Genomic DNA, 17,000 nt, shown 5'->3' on the forward strand with positions numbered 1-17,000 from the left:
AGAGCCAGAAGCTGGATGTGGCGGCATAATAACAAACATATGGGCGCGCGATAGCGCCCGCTGATTTGAGGTTACAACTCTCCGTGAATGTTGATTTGCACTGCCATAGCACGGCCTCCGATGGCGCCCTGGCGCCTGCGGTTCTGGTTGCGCGTGCGTTCGAGAACGGCGTGCGAGTCCTGGCCCTGACCGACCACGACACCCTTGAGGGCCTCGCCGAAGCGCGCACGGCCGCCAACGCGTTGGGGATGCAATTGGTCAACGGCGTCGAGTTGTCCTGCACGTGGGGCGGGGCGACCATTCATGTGTTGGGCTACGGTTTCGACGTCAACGCTGCGCCGCTGGTCGAGGCGATCGCCAGATTGCACGATGGCCGCTGGCTGCGGTCGGAAGAAATAAGCCGCAAGCTCGCCCTCAAGGGCATGCCCGGCGCCCTCGATGGCGCACGGCAGCTCCAGCAGGAGCTTGGCGACAGCGGCAACGCCCCGGCCCGTCCGCATTTCGCCGACTGGATGGTGCGTGAAGGTTTTGTAAAGGATCGCGCCGAGGCCTTCCGCAAGTGGCTCGGCGCCGGCAAGCTGGGCGACGTCAAGCAACACTGGCCGACGCTGGAAGACACTGTCGGCACGCTGCGCGCCGCCGGTGCCTGGGTCAGCCTGGCGCATCCGTGGCACTACGATTTCACCCGCAGCAAACGCCGAAAGCTGATTGCCGACTATATTCAAGCGGGCGGGCACGCGATTGAAGTGGTCAATGGCCATCAGCCCGCAGAACAGGTAGGCAGCCTGGCAATCCTTGCCCGTGAGTTCGGTCTGCTGGTCAGCGCCGGCAGTGATTTTCATGGCCCTGGAGGCTGGTCCGAGATTGGCCAATACCGGCCGGTTCCCGAGGACCTTCCACCCCTGTGGTGTCGGTTCAAACATGACACAGTTATTGCCGCCGTCTGAACAGGTAGAGAACGTGAGTCAATTTTTCCAGATACATCCGGAAAACCCGCAAGCGCGCCTGATCAAACAGGCGGTCGAGATCATCCGCAAGGGCGGGGTGGTGATTTATCCCACGGACTCTTCCTACGCCATCGGTTGCCAAATCGGCGACAAGACGGCTATCGAGCGCGTTCGACGCCTGCGTCAGCTCGACGAAAAGCATAACTTCGCGCTGATCTGCAGCGACCTGTCGCAACTGGGCAACTACGCGAAGATCGACACCGGCACCTTCCGCATTCTCAAAGCGCATTTGCCGGGGCCGTACACCTTCATTCTCAACGCTACCCGCGAAGTGCCGCGCCTGTTGCTGCACCCGAAAAAGCGCACCATCGGTCTGCGTGTACCCAGCCATCCGATTGCGCTGGCGCTGCTGGCCGAGTTCGGTGAGCCACTGATGAGCGTGACACTGATCATGCCCGGTGATGAAGATCCACTGACCGATCCGTACGAAATGCGTCAGTTGCTCGAGCATCAAGTGGACCTGATCATCGATGGCGGCTTTGGCGGCATCAAGGCCTCCACCGTGATCGACCTGACCGGCGATGATCCGGAAGTGGTTCGCGTCGGTTGCGGCGATCCGACCCCGTTCATGGTCGAGGCCTGAATGTCCGCAGTGGAAACCGTTGCCGATCCTCAGGCCGGTGCTCAGCAAGAGCTGCCGTTCGCCATGGTCTATGGCCAGGCAGTCATGGAAATGCCGCTGGACCTGTACATTCCGCCGGATGCGCTGGAAGTCTTTCTTGAGGCTTTCGAAGGCCCGCTCGACCTGCTGCTGTACCTGATCCGCAAACAGAACATCAACATCCTCGACATCCCGGTGGCGGAAATCACTCGCCAGTACATGGGCTACGTCGAGTTGATGCAGTCGGTGCGCCTGGAACTGGCCGCCGAGTATCTGGTAATGGCCGCGATGCTCGCCGAGATCAAATCGCGCATGCTCCTGCCACGGGCCGAAACCATCGAAGCGGAAGAAGACGACCCCCGCGCTGAACTGATCCGCCGCTTGCAGGAGTACGAGCGCTTCAAGGCTGCGGCCGAAGGCATTGACGGCTTGAGCCGGGTTGGCCGTGATGTGGTTGTGCCCAAGCTCGACGCGCCGGAAGCCCGGGCGCGCAAGCTGTTGCCCGATGTGGCGCTGGAAGAAATCTTGATGTGCATGGCCGAAGTGCTGCGCCGTGGCGACATGTTTGAAAGCCATCAGGTCAGCCGCGAGGCGCTGTCCACCCGCGAGCGCATGAGTGATGTGCTGGAGCGGCTCAAGGGCGGCGGTTTTGTGCCGTTTGTCGAGCTGTTTACCGCCGAAGAAGGTCGCCTGGGTGTGGTGGTGACCTTTATGGCGATCCTTGAACTGGTCAAGGAATCCTTGGTCGAGCTGGTGCAGAATGAGCCGTTCGCCGCGATCCACGTGCGAGCCCGAGCCGAATAACGAGTCCAAACATGAACCTGACTGAACCCCGCGAGCTGGCGCCCCTGCTTGAAGCCTTTCTGTTGGCCTCGGGAAAGCCGCAATCCCTTGAGCGTCTTTTTGAACTGTTCGAAGAAGGCGAGCGGCCTGAACCGGCAGTCTTCAAGAAAGCCCTGACCTTGTTGGGCAAGTCCTGCGAGGGCAGGGCGTTCGAGCTCAAAGAGGTCTCGTCCGGCTATCGCTTGCAGATCCGCGAGAAGTTTTCGCCGTGGGTCGGTCGCCTGTGGGAAGAACGCCCCCAGCGTTATTCCCGAGCCTTGCTGGAAACCATCGCGCTGATCGCCTATCGCCAGCCGATCACCCGTGGCGAGATCGAAGACGTGCGGGGTGTGGCGGTCAACAGCAACATCGTCAAAACCCTGCTCGAACGCGAGTGGATCCGCGTCGTCGGCTACCGCGACGTGCCCGGCAAACCCGCGATGTTCGCCACCACAAAGGGATTTCTCGATCACTTCAACCTGAAAAATCTGGAAGACCTGCCACCGCTGGCCGAACTGCGCGAGATGGAGGCCGATCCGATTCTCGATTTCGACGATGCCCCGGTGCCTCAAGGCTTGCAGGAACTGGCCGACGCCAGCGCCGAGCCGGAGGAAGAGAAGGAAGAAACCAGTTTCCATACGCTGTTGCTGGAGCTGGACAGCATGGAGGAGGGGATCAAGACCGATTTCGACGATTTGTTGCGCGATGCGTCGGATGCTGAAGCTGAAGCTGAAGCTGAAGCTGAAGCCGAAGCCGAAGCTGAAGCTGAAGCCGAAGCCGAAGCTGAAGCTGAAGCCGAAGCCGAAGCCGAAGCCGAATCTCCGTCGACCGAGACCGAGGCGGATAGCGCCGAACCGTTTATCGAGGTTGAACTTGAAGTCGAGCCGCAAGCCGAACCTGAAGAGGACATTCTGGGTGTAGCCCAAGCCCGGGAAAAACTTCTCGCTGCCGTGGCGGCCCTAGAGCAATCCGCGCCAGAGCCAGAGCCAGAGCCAGAGCCAGAGCTCAGCGAAGAAGAAGCGGAAGCCCGCGCCCTGGCCGAAGCCATCGAAGCCGAACGCCGCGAGTTCGAGGACTGATTCTCAGAGAACAATGACAACCCCTGTGGGAGCGAGCTTGCTCGCGAAAGCGGAGTGTCATTCAACGATGATGTATCTGACACGCCGCCTTCGCGAGCAAGCTCGCTCCCACAGGGTTTAGCGTGAACCAGGAATATCAAATGAGCTCAACCAAAGACCCCTGCATCAGCCTCTGCAAATTCACCGACGACATCTGCCTCGGATGCGGGCGCAGCAAGCGCGAAATCAAGGCCTGGAAGAAACTCGACAGGGACGACAAGCGCACCGTACTGGCCGAAGCCGCGTTACGCCTGATCAAACTCGGTGGCGCCGGTCGGCGGAAAAAGAAATAACCTTGGCCTGATCGACTAGTCTCTGGTGCGCGATGCCCCACATCCGCGTATGATTCGCGACCCTTCGTCGATCCCTTCGGTGAAGAACCCAGATTTTTATGCTTCAGACGCCCAACTCAGGACGGCTGAACAGACCACACCGGGAGGTGCCCAGATGAGTGACATCAATCAGAAAGACGACCAGGAAATCGGCCCAGCAGGCGAAAAGCTGCAGAAAGTCCTCGCCCGTATCGGCGTCGGCTCGCGCCGTGACGTGGAATCCTGGATCACCCAAGGCCGGATCAAGGTCAATGGCAAAGACGCCACCCTCGGTCTGCGCGTCGACATTCTCGACGCCATCACCATTGATGGCAAAGTCATCAAGCGTGAAGAGGCTGCCGAATCGGTACGCCGCGTGATCATGTACAACAAACCCGATGGCGAGATCTGCACCCGTGACGACCCGGAAGGCCGTCCGACCGTGTTCGACAAGCTGCCGCGTCCGAAAGAAGGGCGCTGGATCAACATCGGTCGTCTCGACATCAACACCACCGGTTTGCTGATGTTCACCACTGATGGTGAGCTGGCCAACCGTCTGATGCACCCGTCCTACGAGATGGACCGCGAGTACGCCGTGCGTGTACGCGGTGAAGTCGATGACGAAATGATCGAACGCCTGAAGGCGGGCGTGGTGCTGGAAGACGGCCCGGCCAAGTTCACCGACATCAAGCAGGCGCCGGGTGGAGAAGGCTTCAACCACTGGTATCACTGCGTGGTGATGGAAGGTCGTAACCGTGAGGTTCGTCGTCTGTGGGAATCCCAGGGTCTGGTGGTCAGCCGTCTGAAGCGCGTGCGTTTCGGCCCGGTGTTCCTTAACTCCGATCTGCCGATGGGCCGCTGGCGCGAAATGAGCCAGTACGAAGTCGACATTCTGAGTGCTGAAGTGGGTCTGACGCCGGTAGCGATGCCGCAACTGAACGCCAAGAGCAAAGACAAGCTTGAGCGTCTGCAGCGCAAATCGTCGCGCCCGATGGGCAAGACCGAGCGCGTGCGTACGCTGCGTCCAGCCGCTGGCGCTCCGACAGGCCCGCGTCCATCGCGTGAGCCCCACATCGAAGGCGAGCGCCCGGCCCGCAAGCCAGTTGCCCGTGACGGCGAGCGCGCTCCGCGTCCGGCCAACGGTCGCACCGAGCGTGGCGAACGTGGTGCACCTGCCGGTCGTGGCACGCCAGTGGCGGATCGTCCAGCGGACACCACCAACAAGCGTCCGACCAAGCCTGCACCGAAGCGTCCGGGGATCAAACTGGTCGACGACAAGCCATCGGGCAAGCGTCGCGGCGCACCGGCCGGTTCCGGCCAGCGTCCGGGTTTCGGTCGCAAGAAGCCTGAGTGATCGGCTTTAGCGCCTGAATGAAAAACGCCAACCGCAGGGTTGGCGTTTTTTTTCGTCTGGAGAAAGTTATGTAGCGTCTGCAGGGCCGCCTTCGCGAGCAAGCTCGCTCCCACAGTTGGAATGCAATCCCCTGTGGGAGCGAGCTTGCTCGCGAAGAGGTCGGTAGCCTTATGGGAAAATCTGGATCAGAACACAAATCTGCCATCAAACACCGGCTTGTCATCCAGCGCCAAAACGCCGCCGGAGAAGATCAGGTCCAGGTGATGGCTGCCTTTAGCGCCACCGCCCAACCCCAGATGCAAACCACAATGGCGCTCCTCGAACCCGGCATTGCGCGCATACAGATCTTTCACGCCTTCGTTGGTGCCAATCCCCAGTTCCTCGATGCGCCGGTTCGACGGATTCGCATCCAGATATTTGTTGAAGTCATGCGCCAGCCCCGGCACATCCGTGGCGATGCGGCTGATGGTCGAGTTCTCGATCCACAGTTCCAGCGGCGACTCCAGCACGCCGTATTTACGCGCAAACGGAATGGTGCTGAGGAACGTGCCCTTGAACTTCACATGGCCGTTGATTTCTTCGCTGTGGGTGGCGATTTCGCCGGGGGCCAGATCGAAGTTACCGACGCCGTTGATGTCGGTCCACTTCTTGATGCTGCTCATCGGCGTTTCAAACCATGAGCCGTGGTCATCCTTGAAACTCAGCGTGGTGGCCTGGGACATGCGCTGGATCAAGTGGCTGTTCAGTCCGGCAATCCGCTGCGGGGCGATGCTGAACGTGTCGTAGAAATAATCGCCGTAATCCTTGAACAGCAGCGACTTCTTCCAGTTTTCTGCCATCACCGCTTGCAGCGCGCGGACGAACTCCGGGCCGTCGGGGCGTGGGTTAGGCAGGGTGGAAGAGTCGTAGAAGAAAATGTACAGATCGCTGTCGGTAATCGCCGAGGTCAGCGCTGCGGTGCTTTCCCGATCCAGTCGCCGGGCGCTGAAGCTGAAGCGCGGATGATCGCCTGCCTGTTCGGCGATCGCGCAGGTCAGGGCTTCGTAATCAGCGGTGTGGCCGAGCAATACATTCGCCGAGTCGAGGCCGGCGAGGGCTGGATGATGTTCGAGGTAGTAAAGGAAATGCGAGATCGCGCGGGGCTTATCCATGAGTCCTCCCTGACTGACCGTGAAGAAAGTGGCAGGCACGACCGGCCGGATCGTGCCTGCCCGGTGAGGTCTTTACAGAGGCCACATCGCCGTGCCGAACGGAACGACCGCGTCGGCTTGCATCATTTCCACAGCGGCCTCGTGGGTCGGTGCTTCAAACCATTCGTCGAGTTGCAGTTCGCTATCCAAGTCTTTTTCCAATGCTTGCATGGTCGATCTCCTAGATGACTTTCACGGTTGTGACTGGCCGGTCGAGGTGGCCGGCAAGACGTGAAGAACCTAGTTCAGGGTTTTTTGTAATGCAAAAAATTATGCATTTAATTTTTAAATAGACTTTTTATTCTGTTTTTTAGGTGCGGTTTTCTTATTTAAAAACAAAAAACTAAGGAAGCGGTTTCGTTAGCAAGCTAGCGACCGTCAATTTGCAGACGTCTGAAAGAAATTTCTGAATTGGAAACTTTGCGTTACGCGTCGTAAATAAATGTTTACGAAAACCACGGTAAAACCCAGTGAAAGGAGACTGAGATCAGAGCTGTAAGGAAAACCTGCCGAAGCCCCATTGGCCGGGAGCTACGCAAGGCTCTGGCGCGCTTGTTTCAGAGGCGTTTGAAAGGTGAGATGCGCCTCATGCCTGTCGTGCAGGTGCATAACAAGAAGGAGGCGCAATGAACGCCGTGACTGATTTCCACTTCTCATCGTGGGACGGTTTTACCCTCGTCCCCGTCGATGGCCTGCAAAGGCCTGACTCAATTTTTGCAGCCGCTCGAGCGTCTCGAGGCGGACACGTGCAATCCCGGCAACCGACACGCTGATCCAGCGAGGTCTGGCGGCAGGGGGTTAGCGGTGTACAATGCGCCGCGTTTTAACTGTGACCCTCTGCGTAATCGCATAAATCTCAAGGCTATCCGTCTTGTTCACTCCGCCGCGTCAAAAGCGTGTCGGGTTCGATTTCGTCACAGATAAAAACAAGCAGGTGACGCATGACCGTTGTAAAAAAGCTGAACTCCTGGTGCCTGCGCTGGGGTTTGATCGGGGCTGCTTGAAATCGCAACCTTGCAGCAACGTCTACTGAACATCATCAAACCTTGCGTGAGACCTTTTTCATGAGTGGACAACCCTCGCAATCAGGCGAGCTGAAACGCGGCCTGAAAAATCGACACATTCAACTGATCGCCCTCGGTGGCGCGATCGGTACCGGATTGTTCCTCGGCTCGGCCGGGGTCTTGAAATCCGCCGGCCCGTCGATGATCCTCGGCTACGCCATCTGCGGCTTCATCGCCTTCATGATCATGCGCCAATTGGGCGAGATGATCGTCGAAGAGCCGGTGGCCGGTTCCTTCAGCCATTTCGCGCACAAGTACTGGGGTGGCTTTGCCGGTTTCCTGTCGGGCTGGAACTGCTGGATTCTGTACATTCTGGTGGGCATGTCGGAGCTGACTGCGGTCGGCAAGTACATCCACTACTGGGCGCCGGATATCCCGACCTGGGTGTCCGCTGCCGGGTTCTTCGTGCTGATCAACTTGATCAATCTGGCCAACGTCAAAGTCTTCGGTGAAGCCGAATTCTGGTTCGCGATCATCAAGGTCGTGGCGATTGTCGGCATGATTGCTCTGGGCAGCTACTTGCTGGTCAGCGGCAACGGCGGCCCGCAAGCGTCGGTCAGCAACCTCTGGGTGCACGGTGGGTTCTTCCCTAACGGCGTCAGCGGGCTGGTGATGGCCATGGCGATCATCATGTTCTCCTTCGGCGGTCTGGAAATGCTCGGTTTCACCGCAGCTGAAGCCGACAAACCGAAAACCGTGATCCCGAAAGCGATCAACCAGGTGATTTACCGGATCCTGATTTTCTACATCGGTGCCTTGGTGATCCTGCTGTCGCTGACCCCATGGGACAGCCTGCTGGCAACCCTCAACGCTTCCGGCGATTCCTATAGCGGCAGCCCGTTCGTGCAGGTGTTTTCGATGCTCGGCAGCAACACGGCCGCGCACATCCTCAACTTCGTGGTACTGACCGCGGCGCTGTCGGTGTACAACAGCGGCACCTACTGCAATAGCCGCATGCTCTTGGGCATGGCCGAGCAGGGCGACGCGCCGAAAGCGTTGGCGAAAATCGACAAGCGCGGCGTGCCGGTCCGTTCGATTCTGGCCTCCGCGGCGGTGACGCTGGTGGCGGTGCTGCTCAATTACCTGATCCCGCAGCATGCTCTGGAACTGCTGATGTCGCTGGTTGTGGCGACCCTGGTGATCAACTGGGCAATGATCAGCTTCTCGCACTTCAAGTTCCGCCAGCACATGAACAGGACGAAGCAGACGCCACTGTTCAAGGCGTTCTGGTATCCGTACGGCAACTACATCTGTCTGGCGTTCGTCGCGTTCATTCTCGGCGTGATGCTGTTGATCCCGGGCATTCAGATCTCGGTGTACGCGATTCCAGTGTGGGTCGTGTTCATGTGGGTCTGCTACGTGATCAAGAACAAGCGTGGCGCGCAGCAGGCGCTGCACACGGCGGGTTCTGCCGCGAAGTAAGCAGGATGTAAAAAACAACAAACCCGGCCAATGTGCCGGGTTTGTTGTTTCTGAGCGTAATGCAAATACCCTGTGGGAGCGAGCTTGCTCGCGAAGAGGCCGGTTCATTCAAGACCCTCATTGGCTGACACACCGCCTTCGCGAGCAAGCTCGCTCCCACATGGGACGGGGTGAATCAAGGTATCCTGCACACTCTGAATACGAACGCTTTTCCATGCTGGTGATTTCCAACAATGTGCATCTGCCGGATGCCGAGATCGAATTGACGGCCATTCGCGCCCAGGGCGCCGGTGGGCAGAACGTCAACAAGGTCTCCAGCGCCATGCACCTGCGCTTCGACATTGCGGCCTCGTCCTTGCCTGAGTTCTACAAGGAACGATTGCTGGCGCTGCGCGACAGTCGCATCACCAGCGACGGCGTATTGATCATCAAGGCCCAACAATACCGCACGCAGGAAGCCAACCGGGCCGATGCGCTGGAGCGTCTGGTGGAGTTGATCCTCAGCGCCACCAAAGTCGAGAAGAAACGTCGCCCGACCAAGCCGACCCTCGGTTCAAAGAAGCGCCGACTCGAATCGAAAACCAAGCGCGGCAGCATCAAGGCCGGGCGCGGCAAGGTGGATTTCTAGTCTTCCCGGTATTTCGCGGTGTGCTTGTACAGGTACACGCTCAGCGCCAATCCACTCAGTGAGGCGAGGGCGGCGAACAGGAATATTGAGGCGAAACCGAAGCCGGCAGCAATTGCCCCGGCGATTGGCCCGGTGATCCCCAGCGACAGGTCGATGAACAGCGAGTAGGCGCCGACTGCCGCGCCACGGCTGGAAGCAGGCACCAGATTCACCGCTTCCACGCCCAGTGCCGGGAATACCAGCGAGAAGCCGAAACCGCTCAGTGCCGCGCCCGCCAATGCCCAATGCGCATCGGGCGCCATCCACAGCAGCAACAGCCCCAGCGTTTCTACCGACAAACAGGCAATCGCCACGCGAAAGCCGCCGAGGCGGTTGATCAGGTCGCCGAACAGCAGTCTTGCGCCGATGAAGCTGGCGCCGAACAGGCTCAGGCACAACACCGCGTTGTCCCAATTTTGCGTGGCGTAATAAAGCGTGATGAAGGTGGCGATGGTGCCAAAACCGATCGAGCCCAGCGCCAGTCCGCAGCCGTGTGGAAAAACTCGCCCAAGCACATGCATGAACGGCAAGCGCTCACCGGCCACCACCGGGGCGGCGGTCTTCGGCCACGCCAGCAATAGACCCAGCGCGGCCAGCAAGATGATGCTCACACCCATGCTCCACAAACCAAATTGTTTGACCAGCCACACGCCTAGCGGCGCACCGATGGCGATTGCGCCGTAACTGGCGATGCCATTCCACGAGATCACTTTGGCGGTGTTCGCTGCGCCGACGCGGCCGATGCCCCAGCCAATCGAACCGGAGCCGACCAGACTTTCCGCACTGCCCAATACCAGACGACCGATCAACAGGCTGATCAGGCTGAGCATCGGCAGGTTCGGCGTCCATGCGGAAATCAGCATGAACACGCCGCTCAAGCCGCAACCGGCCAAGCCATACATGACGGCCAGTTTGCTGCCCTTGTTGTCGATGATTTTGCCGGCGTACGGGCGGCTGAGCAGGGTGGCGAGGTATTGCACGCTGATCACCAACCCGGCGATGACCGCGCCAAAACCCAGATCACTGTGGACATAGCCCGGCAGCACCGCGAGCGGAATGCCGATGTTCAGATAACCGATAAAGGTGAAGAGGACGATGGAAACGACTTGCAGCGTGACCGCCAGGGGGCGCTGGGGCTCGGACATAGAGGACGACATGGGTAAAGATCCACGGGAGCAGCACAATAGATAGGCTGCTTATGATAGCGGCGTGGATGAATCTGGGGCGGGAAAAGTAAAACTATTTGCCGGGCGGCAACTTCAGGGTTTGGCGGGAGCAACCAGTTGCGTGGTGACCAGTGCAGCGAGGGCATTTTCTTCGCTGCCGAAACGGGCGAGCAGAGCGGCTTGTTTCTCGGGGGAGAGACGGCTCCAGATCTCGATCATTTTCTCGGTGGCACCGATCAGGATCGCGGCCTGCTGTTCATCGAATTCTTTGGACATGGTGGCTTAGGTTTCAGGCAGTGTGGAAAGCGCATCTTAGCGCTTTCCACACGGTCTGTACGGCGGGTGTTGCTTACTCTTCGCTGTCGGCCGGACGGCTTTCAGCAGCTTCTTTGGGCTCGGCCTGTGCGGCGCCGGCTTGTTGCATGGTCGTCTGCTCAGGTACGTGCAGGCTTGGGAAGGGGAGATTAGGAATCTCGTGCATGGTTGCGCTCCTCGCTAAGTCTGTTGATAGATCAGGTGATCCGCGCTTTCAGAAAGCCTGCGCAGGATACAGCAGGAAAAATGACAATCAGACTTTTAATTCGATTTATTGCGACAAATGGCCGCAGGGGAGGGCGAAGTCAAAAAGCACCGCAAAACAATTTTAGGAGGAGCCTTTGTGGCGAGGGGATTTATACCCCATGGGCTGCGAAGCAGCCCCTAAAAGCTGCAACCGCGGAATGTCTCGCATTCCGCGTGCAATGATCTACGACTGCTGCGCAGCCGAACGGGGATAAATCCCCTCGCCACAGAAGTCCGCTTCACGCTGGATTTATTTGCAGACGTCGGCGATGGCCTCGGCCAGCAGCGCCAGACGTGTCGCATCGATGCCGGCAACGTTGGCCCGGCCCGAGCTGACCATGTACACGCTGTGATGCTCGCGCAGTTGTTTCACTTGCTCTGGCGACAAACCGGTGTAGGAGAACATCCCGCGCTGCACGCCAATGTGCGCAAAACGCTCGCGCAAACCGTGCGGCTCCAGCGCCTCGACCAGGCCGCTGCGCAACTGCGCAATACGCAAACGCATGGCTTCCACTTCGTCGGCCCAGCGGCTTTTCAGCTCTGGATCGGCGAGGATCGTGGCGACGACTGCCGCGCCGTGATCCGGTGGGGTCGACCACAGGTTGCGGGCGATGTTGGCCAGTTGGCTGCGGATGTCGATGAGCTTGTCGGCGCTTTTCGCACAGACGATCAGCGCACCGGTACGGTCGCGATAGAGGCCGAAGTTTTTCGAGCAGGAACTGGTGATCAAAAGCTCAGGCAGTTCAGCGGCGAACAAACGGCTCGACCACGCGTCCTGCTCCAGACCATCGCCAAAACCCTGATAGGCGAAGTCGATCAGCGGCAGCAGGTCACGACTGCGCACCACGTCCAGCACACGGCGCCAGTCGTCGTGGCTCAAGTCAAAACCGGTCGGGTTGTGGCAGCACGCGTGCAGCAACACCACATCGCCCTTCGGCACTTCATTGAGCACGGTGAGCATCGCTTCGACGTCGAGGCGGTTGTCGCTGCCCACGTAAGGGTAGTGACTGACCTTGACCCCGGCCGCCGCGAAAATGGTTTCGTGGATCGGCCAGGTCGGGTTGCTCAGCCATACGCCTTTGCCCGGCAGGCATTGGGCGATGAAGTCGGCGGCCAGACGCAGGGCACCAGTGCCGCCCGGCGTCTGGGTGGCGCCAGCGCGCTGCTCGGCGATCAGCTTGGAGTCGGCGCCAAGCACCAGCTCATTGATGACTTTGCCGAACAGCGGATTGCCGTGTCCACCGATGTAGGTCTTGGTGTCCTGGCTTTTGACCAGCCGCGCTTCGGCGATTTTCACCGCTTCAGGGATCGGCGTCAGGCCTTGGGCATCCTTGTAGACGCCAACGCCCAGGTCGAATTTGCGCGGGTTAGTGTCCTGCGCATACGCCTCCATCAACCCGAGGATAGGGTCGCCGGGCACCCGGCCAATGGCGTCGAAGTGCATTACTTGGGTCCTTCAGCGGTCTTGGCCACTTCGTCAGTGCGCGCGGCCATGATGAAGTCGTTGCGGTGCAGGCCTTTGATCGAGTGGCTCCACCAGGTCACGGTGACTTTGCCCCATTCGGTCAGCAGGCCCGGGTGGTGACCTTCGGCCTCGGAGATCACGCCGACGGCGTTGGTGAAGGCCAGCGCGTGCTTGAAGTTTTTGAACAGGAACAGTTTTTCCAGCTGCATCACGCCATCGCGAACTTCGATGTTCCAGTCAGGGATCTGCTTGATCAGGATCGGCAGTTCTTCGTCGCTGACTTGTGGCGCATCGGCGCGGCAGGCTTCGCAGTGGGCTTGGTTCAAAGTGGACATGGTGGGCTTCCTGAAATCTGGAGGTGTTTTTTTATATTGGCCGGCAATGCCGCCACGCTAAACCAAAGTGGCGGCAACTGACAGACTCACTTGTCAGCAAAAGTGGCGGGTCACGCCGCTTTTGGTTTTGGCGGAAATTTCGGCGCGTGCAAACCCAGCTGCATGCCTTGCTTGACCATGGCCATGATGTCTTCATGGGCCACATCGAACAGGCGCTTGAGGTTCGGCAGGACAAAGTACAGCGGTTGCAGGATGTCGATGCGATACGGCGTACGCATCGCTTCCAGCGGATCGAATGCCTGATGCTCGGGCTCGTCCGACAGCGAATAAACAGTTTCTTTCGGCGAAGACAGGATGCCACCGCCGTAGATGCGTTTGCCTTGTGGGGTATCGACGAGGCCGAACTCGATGGTCATCCAGTACAGACGCGCGAGGTAAACGCGCTCTTCCTTGGTCGCTTGCAGGCCAAGTTTGCCGTAGGTATGGGTGAACTCGGCGAAATACGGGTTGGTCAGCAGTGGGCAGTGACCAAAAATCTCGTGGAAAATATCCGGCTCTTGCAGGTAGTCCAGCTCTTCGCGGGTACGAATGAAGGTGGCCACCGGAAATTGTTTGCTGGCGAGCAATTCGAAGAAGGTCTGGAAGGGGATCAGCGCCGGGACACGGGCGACCTGCCAACCGGTGGTCTCGCCAAGCACCTTGTTGATCTCGCCCAGTTGCGGGATGCGGTCGTGGGGCAGACCGAGTTTTTCGATACCGTCCAGGTACTCCTGGCACGCACGACCCTCGAGCACTTTCAGTTGGCGAGTGATCAGCGTGTTCCACACCGCGTGTTCTTCGGCGGGGTAGTCGATAAAACCTTGCGCATCGGGCTCGCGAGCCACGTATTGCGTCTGCTTCATACTGCTCTCCTGCTAGGGGAATTCGTTCTTGTTATGTCCAGCGATGGACTCAGAATTACCCGAGAGTGATTGGGCGTGCAGCATGTTGAGCGGCCGTCGCGTAGGAAAATTCCGTTTAAATCGTAAAGTATTCGTTACGGAATGTGCTCTGGTTCGTGTTTACGGTGATTTTCGGGTTTGAAAAGGGGCGTCGCTGTCACATAATCTTGACGACTATCTTCGCGCCTCAGCAGAAAAATGACACCGAGGCGCGCCGCATTACCCTGTGGGAGCGAGCTTGCTCGCGAATACGTCGACCCATTCAGCATTGATGTGTCAGACAAACCGCTTTCGCGAGCAAGCTCGCTCCCACAGAGATGCATTCAAACCCATCCTTGTCGGGCGATTTATATGCGTATCAAAGTCCACTGCCAAAACCGCATCGGCATCCTGCGCGACATCCTCAATCTGTTGGTGGCGTACGGGATCAACGTCGCTCGCGGCGAGGTCGGCGGTGAGCATGGCAACGCGATCTATCTGCATTGCCCGAACCTGATCAACATCCAGTTCCAGGCGCTGCGGCCGAAATTCGAAGCGATTGCCGGGGTGTTCGGCGTCAAGCGGGTAGGGCTGATGCCGAGCGAGCGCCGGCACATGGAATTGAACGCGTTGCTTGGTGCGCTGGAATTTCCGGTGCTGTCGATCGACATGGGCGGTTCGATCGTCGCCGCCAACCGCGCGGCGGCGCAGCTGCTCGGCGTGCGGGTCGATGAAGTGCCGGGGATTCCACTGTCGCGCTATGCCGAAGATTTCGATTTGCCGGAACTGGTGCGCGCGAATAAATCGCGAATCAACGGTATGCGGGTCAAGGTCAAGGGCGACGTCTTTTTGGCCGATATCGCCCCGCTGCAATCCGAGCACGACGACAGCGAAGCCATGGCCGGTGCGGTGTTGACCCTGCACCGCGCCGACCGCGTCGGCGAGCGCATCTATAACGTGCGCAAGCAGGAACTGCGCGGTTTCGACAGCATTTTCCAGAGCTCCAAAGTCATGGCGGCAGTGGTGCGCGAGGCACGGCGTATGGCGCCGCTCGATGCACCGCTATTGATAGAAGGCGAAACCGGCACGGGCAAGGAGTTGCTGGCGCGTGCCTGTCACCTCGCCAGTCCGCGCGGGCAGTCGCCGCTGATGGCGCTCAACTGTGCGGGGCTGCCGGAGTCGATGGCCGAGACCGAGCTGTTCGGATACGGCCCCGGTGCTTTCGAAGGTGCGCGCGCCGAAGGCAAGCTTGGCTTGCTGGAGTTGACGGCGGGCGGTACGTTGTTTCTCGATGGCGTCGGTGAAATGAGTCCGCGCTTGCAGGTGAAATTGCTGCGCTTTTTGCAGGACGGCTGCTTCCGTCGGGTAGGCAGTGACGAAGAGGTTTATCTGGATGTGCGCGTGATCTGCGCGACGCAGGTGGACTTGTCCGAATTGTGCGCTCGGGGTGAGTTTCGCCAGGATCTGTATCACCGCTTGAACGTGCTTTCGCTGCACATTCCGCCGCTGCGCGAATGCCTCGACGGTTTGACGCCACTGGTGGAACACTTCCTCGATCAGGCCAGTCGGCAGATCGGCTGTTCGTTGCCGAAACTGGCGCCGGCGGCGATGGATCGGCTCAGCCATTACCACTGGCCGGGCAACGTGCGGCAATTGGAAAACGTGCTGTTCCAGGCGGTTTCGCTGTGTGACGGCGGCACGGTAAAAGCCGAACACATTCGTCTGCCGGACTACGGCGTGCGTCAGCCCCTTGGCGATTTTTCGCTTGAAGGCGGGCTGGACGAGATCGTCGGGCGTTTTGAAAAAGCCGTGCTGGAGCGACTGTATTCCGAGCACCCGAGCAGTCGGCAGTTGGGCAAGCGGCTGGGGGTTTCGCACACGACCATTGCCAACAAGCTTCGTGAGTATGAGGTGGGCAAGTCTGAGTCATAGCCAAAAGCTGTATTGGCGTTGATGGCCTCTTCGCGAGCAAGCTCGCTCCCACATTTGGAATGCATTTCCCTGTGGGAGCGAGCTTGCTCGCGAAGGCGGCATTACAGACAGCTTCGGTGTCAGCCTTTGCCACCTACCGGCACAACACCGCCGGTTTTTCGACTTCGATACATTTCCCCTTTCCCCGCAAAACCCCTCAAGTCCTTTGTTTGCCGGACTTCGTGCTGCCAGAAAAAAGTTGGTCTGCAAATTGCTTATGGCTCAGCAGTACAGCAGTGGGCGGCAAACGTCCGGCATGCAGAGGAAAGAGTGTGGACAAGTACCTTTATGTGGCAATGACCGGCGCCAGCCAGAACGCGCTGGCGCAAAGGGCTCATGCCAACAACCTGGCGAACATTTCCACCAACGGTTTTCAGCGCGACCTGGAACAGGCGCGTTCGATGCCGGTGTTCGGTGACAGCTTTCCGGCGCGTGCGTTTGCCATGAGCGAACGGCCTGCCACCGACTTCACTCCGGGCTCGCTGGTGCAGACCGGGCGTGACCTCGACGTCGCCGTCACCGGTAACGGCTGGATCGCCGTGCAGAACCCGAACGGTGGCGAAAGCTACGTGCGCACCGGCAGCCTCAACGTCGATGCCCTCGGTGTATTGCGCGCCGGCAATGGCATGCCGGTGATGGGCAATGGTGGTCCGATTGCCGTGCCGCCCGAGCAGCAGATCGAAGTCGGTGAAGACGGCACCATCAGTATTCGTGCGATGGGCGAAGGCCCGCGTGTGATGGCCGAAGTCGACCGGATCAAACTGGTCAATCCGGACATCAAGAACATGAATAAAGGCCTCGACGGCTCGATCTACACCAAGGACGGCCAGCCGGCGCAGGCTGATGCCAACGTCAAACTGGTGTCGGGTTTCCTTGAGTCGAGCAACGTCAATGCCGTCGAAGAGATGACCTCGGTGCTGGCCCTGGCCAAGCAGTTCGAGTTGCACATCAAGATGATGAATACCGCCAAAGACGACGACCAGGCCATGGCTCGGGTCTTGCAGATCAGCTAATTATCAGAACGTC

At 59.3% G+C, this 17,000-nt stretch carries 18 protein-coding genes; 10 read left to right on the top strand and 8 right to left on the bottom strand.

Features of this window, described 5'->3' with window-relative positions:
• Window positions 1-83: 83 nt before the first annotated feature.
• The 6 genes from ACIQVE_RS06700 to rluB all read left to right on the top strand — a co-directional run bounded on the left by ACIQVE_RS06700 (window position 84) and on the right by rluB (window position 5,213).
• Complete coding sequence (locus ACIQVE_RS06700; RefSeq protein ID WP_402805862.1) at window positions 84-947, top strand: PHP domain-containing protein; 864 nt, start codon at window positions 84-86, stop codon at window positions 945-947.
• A 13-nt stretch (window positions 948-960) separates the two neighbouring features.
• Window positions 961-1,590 (top strand): L-threonylcarbamoyladenylate synthase, encoded by a 630-nt coding sequence (locus tag ACIQVE_RS06705; protein ID WP_402805865.1) that lies wholly within the window; start codon window positions 961-963, stop codon window positions 1,588-1,590.
• Between the two features lie 123 nt (window positions 1,591-1,713).
• Window positions 1,714-2,412 carry a segregation and condensation protein A gene (locus ACIQVE_RS06710; RefSeq protein WP_402806002.1) on the top strand — a complete coding sequence of 233 codons (699 nt, stop codon included), beginning with the start codon at window positions 1,714-1,716 and terminating at the stop codon, window positions 2,410-2,412.
• An 11-nt stretch (window positions 2,413-2,423) separates the two neighbouring features.
• Window positions 2,424-3,509: an SMC-Scp complex subunit ScpB gene (gene scpB, locus ACIQVE_RS06715; protein WP_402805867.1), complete on the top strand. Its 1,086-nt coding sequence runs from the start codon at window positions 2,424-2,426 to the stop codon at window positions 3,507-3,509.
• A gap of 140 nt (window positions 3,510-3,649) precedes the next feature.
• Window positions 3,650-3,841 carry a DUF1289 domain-containing protein gene (locus tag ACIQVE_RS06720; protein WP_402805870.1) on the top strand — a complete coding sequence of 64 codons (192 nt, stop codon included), beginning with the start codon at window positions 3,650-3,652 and terminating at the stop codon, window positions 3,839-3,841.
• Between the two features lie 154 nt (window positions 3,842-3,995).
• Complete coding sequence (rluB, locus tag ACIQVE_RS06725; protein WP_402805873.1) at window positions 3,996-5,213, top strand: 23S rRNA pseudouridine(2605) synthase RluB; 1,218 nt, start codon at window positions 3,996-3,998, stop codon at window positions 5,211-5,213.
• 185 nt (window positions 5,214-5,398) lie between these two features.
• On the opposite strand, the gene ACIQVE_RS06730 is transcribed toward rluB, so the two are convergent.
• Window positions 5,399-6,364, bottom strand: coding sequence for a leucyl aminopeptidase (locus ACIQVE_RS06730; RefSeq protein ID WP_402805876.1), 966 nt, complete (start codon window positions 6,362-6,364; stop codon window positions 5,399-5,401).
• A 72-nt stretch (window positions 6,365-6,436) separates the two neighbouring features.
• Window positions 6,437-6,574 carry a hypothetical protein gene (locus ACIQVE_RS06735; protein ID WP_042558177.1) on the bottom strand — a complete coding sequence of 46 codons (138 nt, stop codon included), beginning with the start codon at window positions 6,572-6,574 and terminating at the stop codon, window positions 6,437-6,439.
• An 893-nt stretch (window positions 6,575-7,467) separates the two neighbouring features.
• On the opposite strand from ACIQVE_RS06735, the gene ACIQVE_RS06740 reads away from it, so the two are divergent.
• On the top strand, window positions 7,468-8,889 hold the full coding sequence (locus ACIQVE_RS06740) for an amino acid permease (protein ID WP_402805880.1): 1,422 nt from the start codon (window positions 7,468-7,470) through the stop codon (window positions 8,887-8,889).
• A gap of 214 nt (window positions 8,890-9,103) precedes the next feature.
• Window positions 9,104-9,517, top strand: a complete 414-nt coding sequence (gene arfB, locus ACIQVE_RS06745; RefSeq protein WP_090181465.1) for an alternative ribosome rescue aminoacyl-tRNA hydrolase ArfB — start codon at window positions 9,104-9,106, stop codon at window positions 9,515-9,517.
• On the opposite strand, the gene ACIQVE_RS06750 is transcribed toward arfB, so the two are convergent.
• From ACIQVE_RS06750 to phhA, 6 genes are all read right to left on the bottom strand, one after another.
• On the bottom strand, window positions 9,514-10,701 hold the full coding sequence (locus ACIQVE_RS06750) for an MFS transporter (RefSeq protein WP_402806005.1): 1,188 nt from the start codon (window positions 10,699-10,701) through the stop codon (window positions 9,514-9,516). The genes arfB and ACIQVE_RS06750 overlap by 4 nt on opposite strands.
• Window positions 10,702-10,815: 114 nt before the next feature.
• Window positions 10,816-10,998 carry a hypothetical protein gene (locus ACIQVE_RS06755; protein WP_402805883.1) on the bottom strand — a complete coding sequence of 61 codons (183 nt, stop codon included), beginning with the start codon at window positions 10,996-10,998 and terminating at the stop codon, window positions 10,816-10,818.
• A 73-nt stretch (window positions 10,999-11,071) separates the two neighbouring features.
• The gene (locus ACIQVE_RS06760) at window positions 11,072-11,203 is read right to left on the bottom strand and encodes a hypothetical protein (RefSeq protein ID WP_402805886.1); all 132 of its coding nucleotides are present in this window, start codon (window positions 11,201-11,203) and stop codon (window positions 11,072-11,074) included.
• A 330-nt stretch (window positions 11,204-11,533) separates the two neighbouring features.
• Window positions 11,534-12,727: an amino acid aminotransferase gene (locus ACIQVE_RS06765; RefSeq protein WP_402805889.1), complete on the bottom strand. Its 1,194-nt coding sequence runs from the start codon at window positions 12,725-12,727 to the stop codon at window positions 11,534-11,536.
• Window positions 12,727-13,083 (bottom strand): 4a-hydroxytetrahydrobiopterin dehydratase, encoded by a 357-nt coding sequence (locus tag ACIQVE_RS06770; RefSeq protein ID WP_402805891.1) that lies wholly within the window; start codon window positions 13,081-13,083, stop codon window positions 12,727-12,729. The genes ACIQVE_RS06765 and ACIQVE_RS06770 overlap by 1 nt, the downstream gene beginning before the upstream one ends.
• A 110-nt stretch (window positions 13,084-13,193) precedes the next feature.
• Window positions 13,194-13,985 carry a phenylalanine 4-monooxygenase gene (gene phhA / locus ACIQVE_RS06775; RefSeq protein WP_402805894.1) on the bottom strand — a complete coding sequence of 264 codons (792 nt, stop codon included), beginning with the start codon at window positions 13,983-13,985 and terminating at the stop codon, window positions 13,194-13,196.
• A gap of 390 nt (window positions 13,986-14,375) precedes the next feature.
• Between phhA and ACIQVE_RS06780 the strand changes: the two genes are divergently transcribed.
• Both ACIQVE_RS06780 and ACIQVE_RS06785 read left to right on the top strand, forming a co-directional pair.
• A complete protein-coding gene (locus ACIQVE_RS06780; protein ID WP_150594285.1) occupies window positions 14,376-15,935 on the top strand; it encodes a sigma-54-dependent transcriptional regulator in 1,560 nt (519 codons plus the stop codon).
• Between the two features lie 311 nt (window positions 15,936-16,246).
• Window positions 16,247-16,987, top strand: coding sequence for a flagellar basal body rod protein FlgF (locus ACIQVE_RS06785; protein ID WP_402805898.1), 741 nt, complete (start codon window positions 16,247-16,249; stop codon window positions 16,985-16,987).
• Window positions 16,988-17,000 lie beyond the last annotated feature (13 nt).

The organism is Pseudomonas sp. NPDC098747 (assembly GCF_044760045.1).
Lineage (GTDB): Bacteria > Pseudomonadota > Gammaproteobacteria > Pseudomonadales > Pseudomonadaceae > Aquipseudomonas.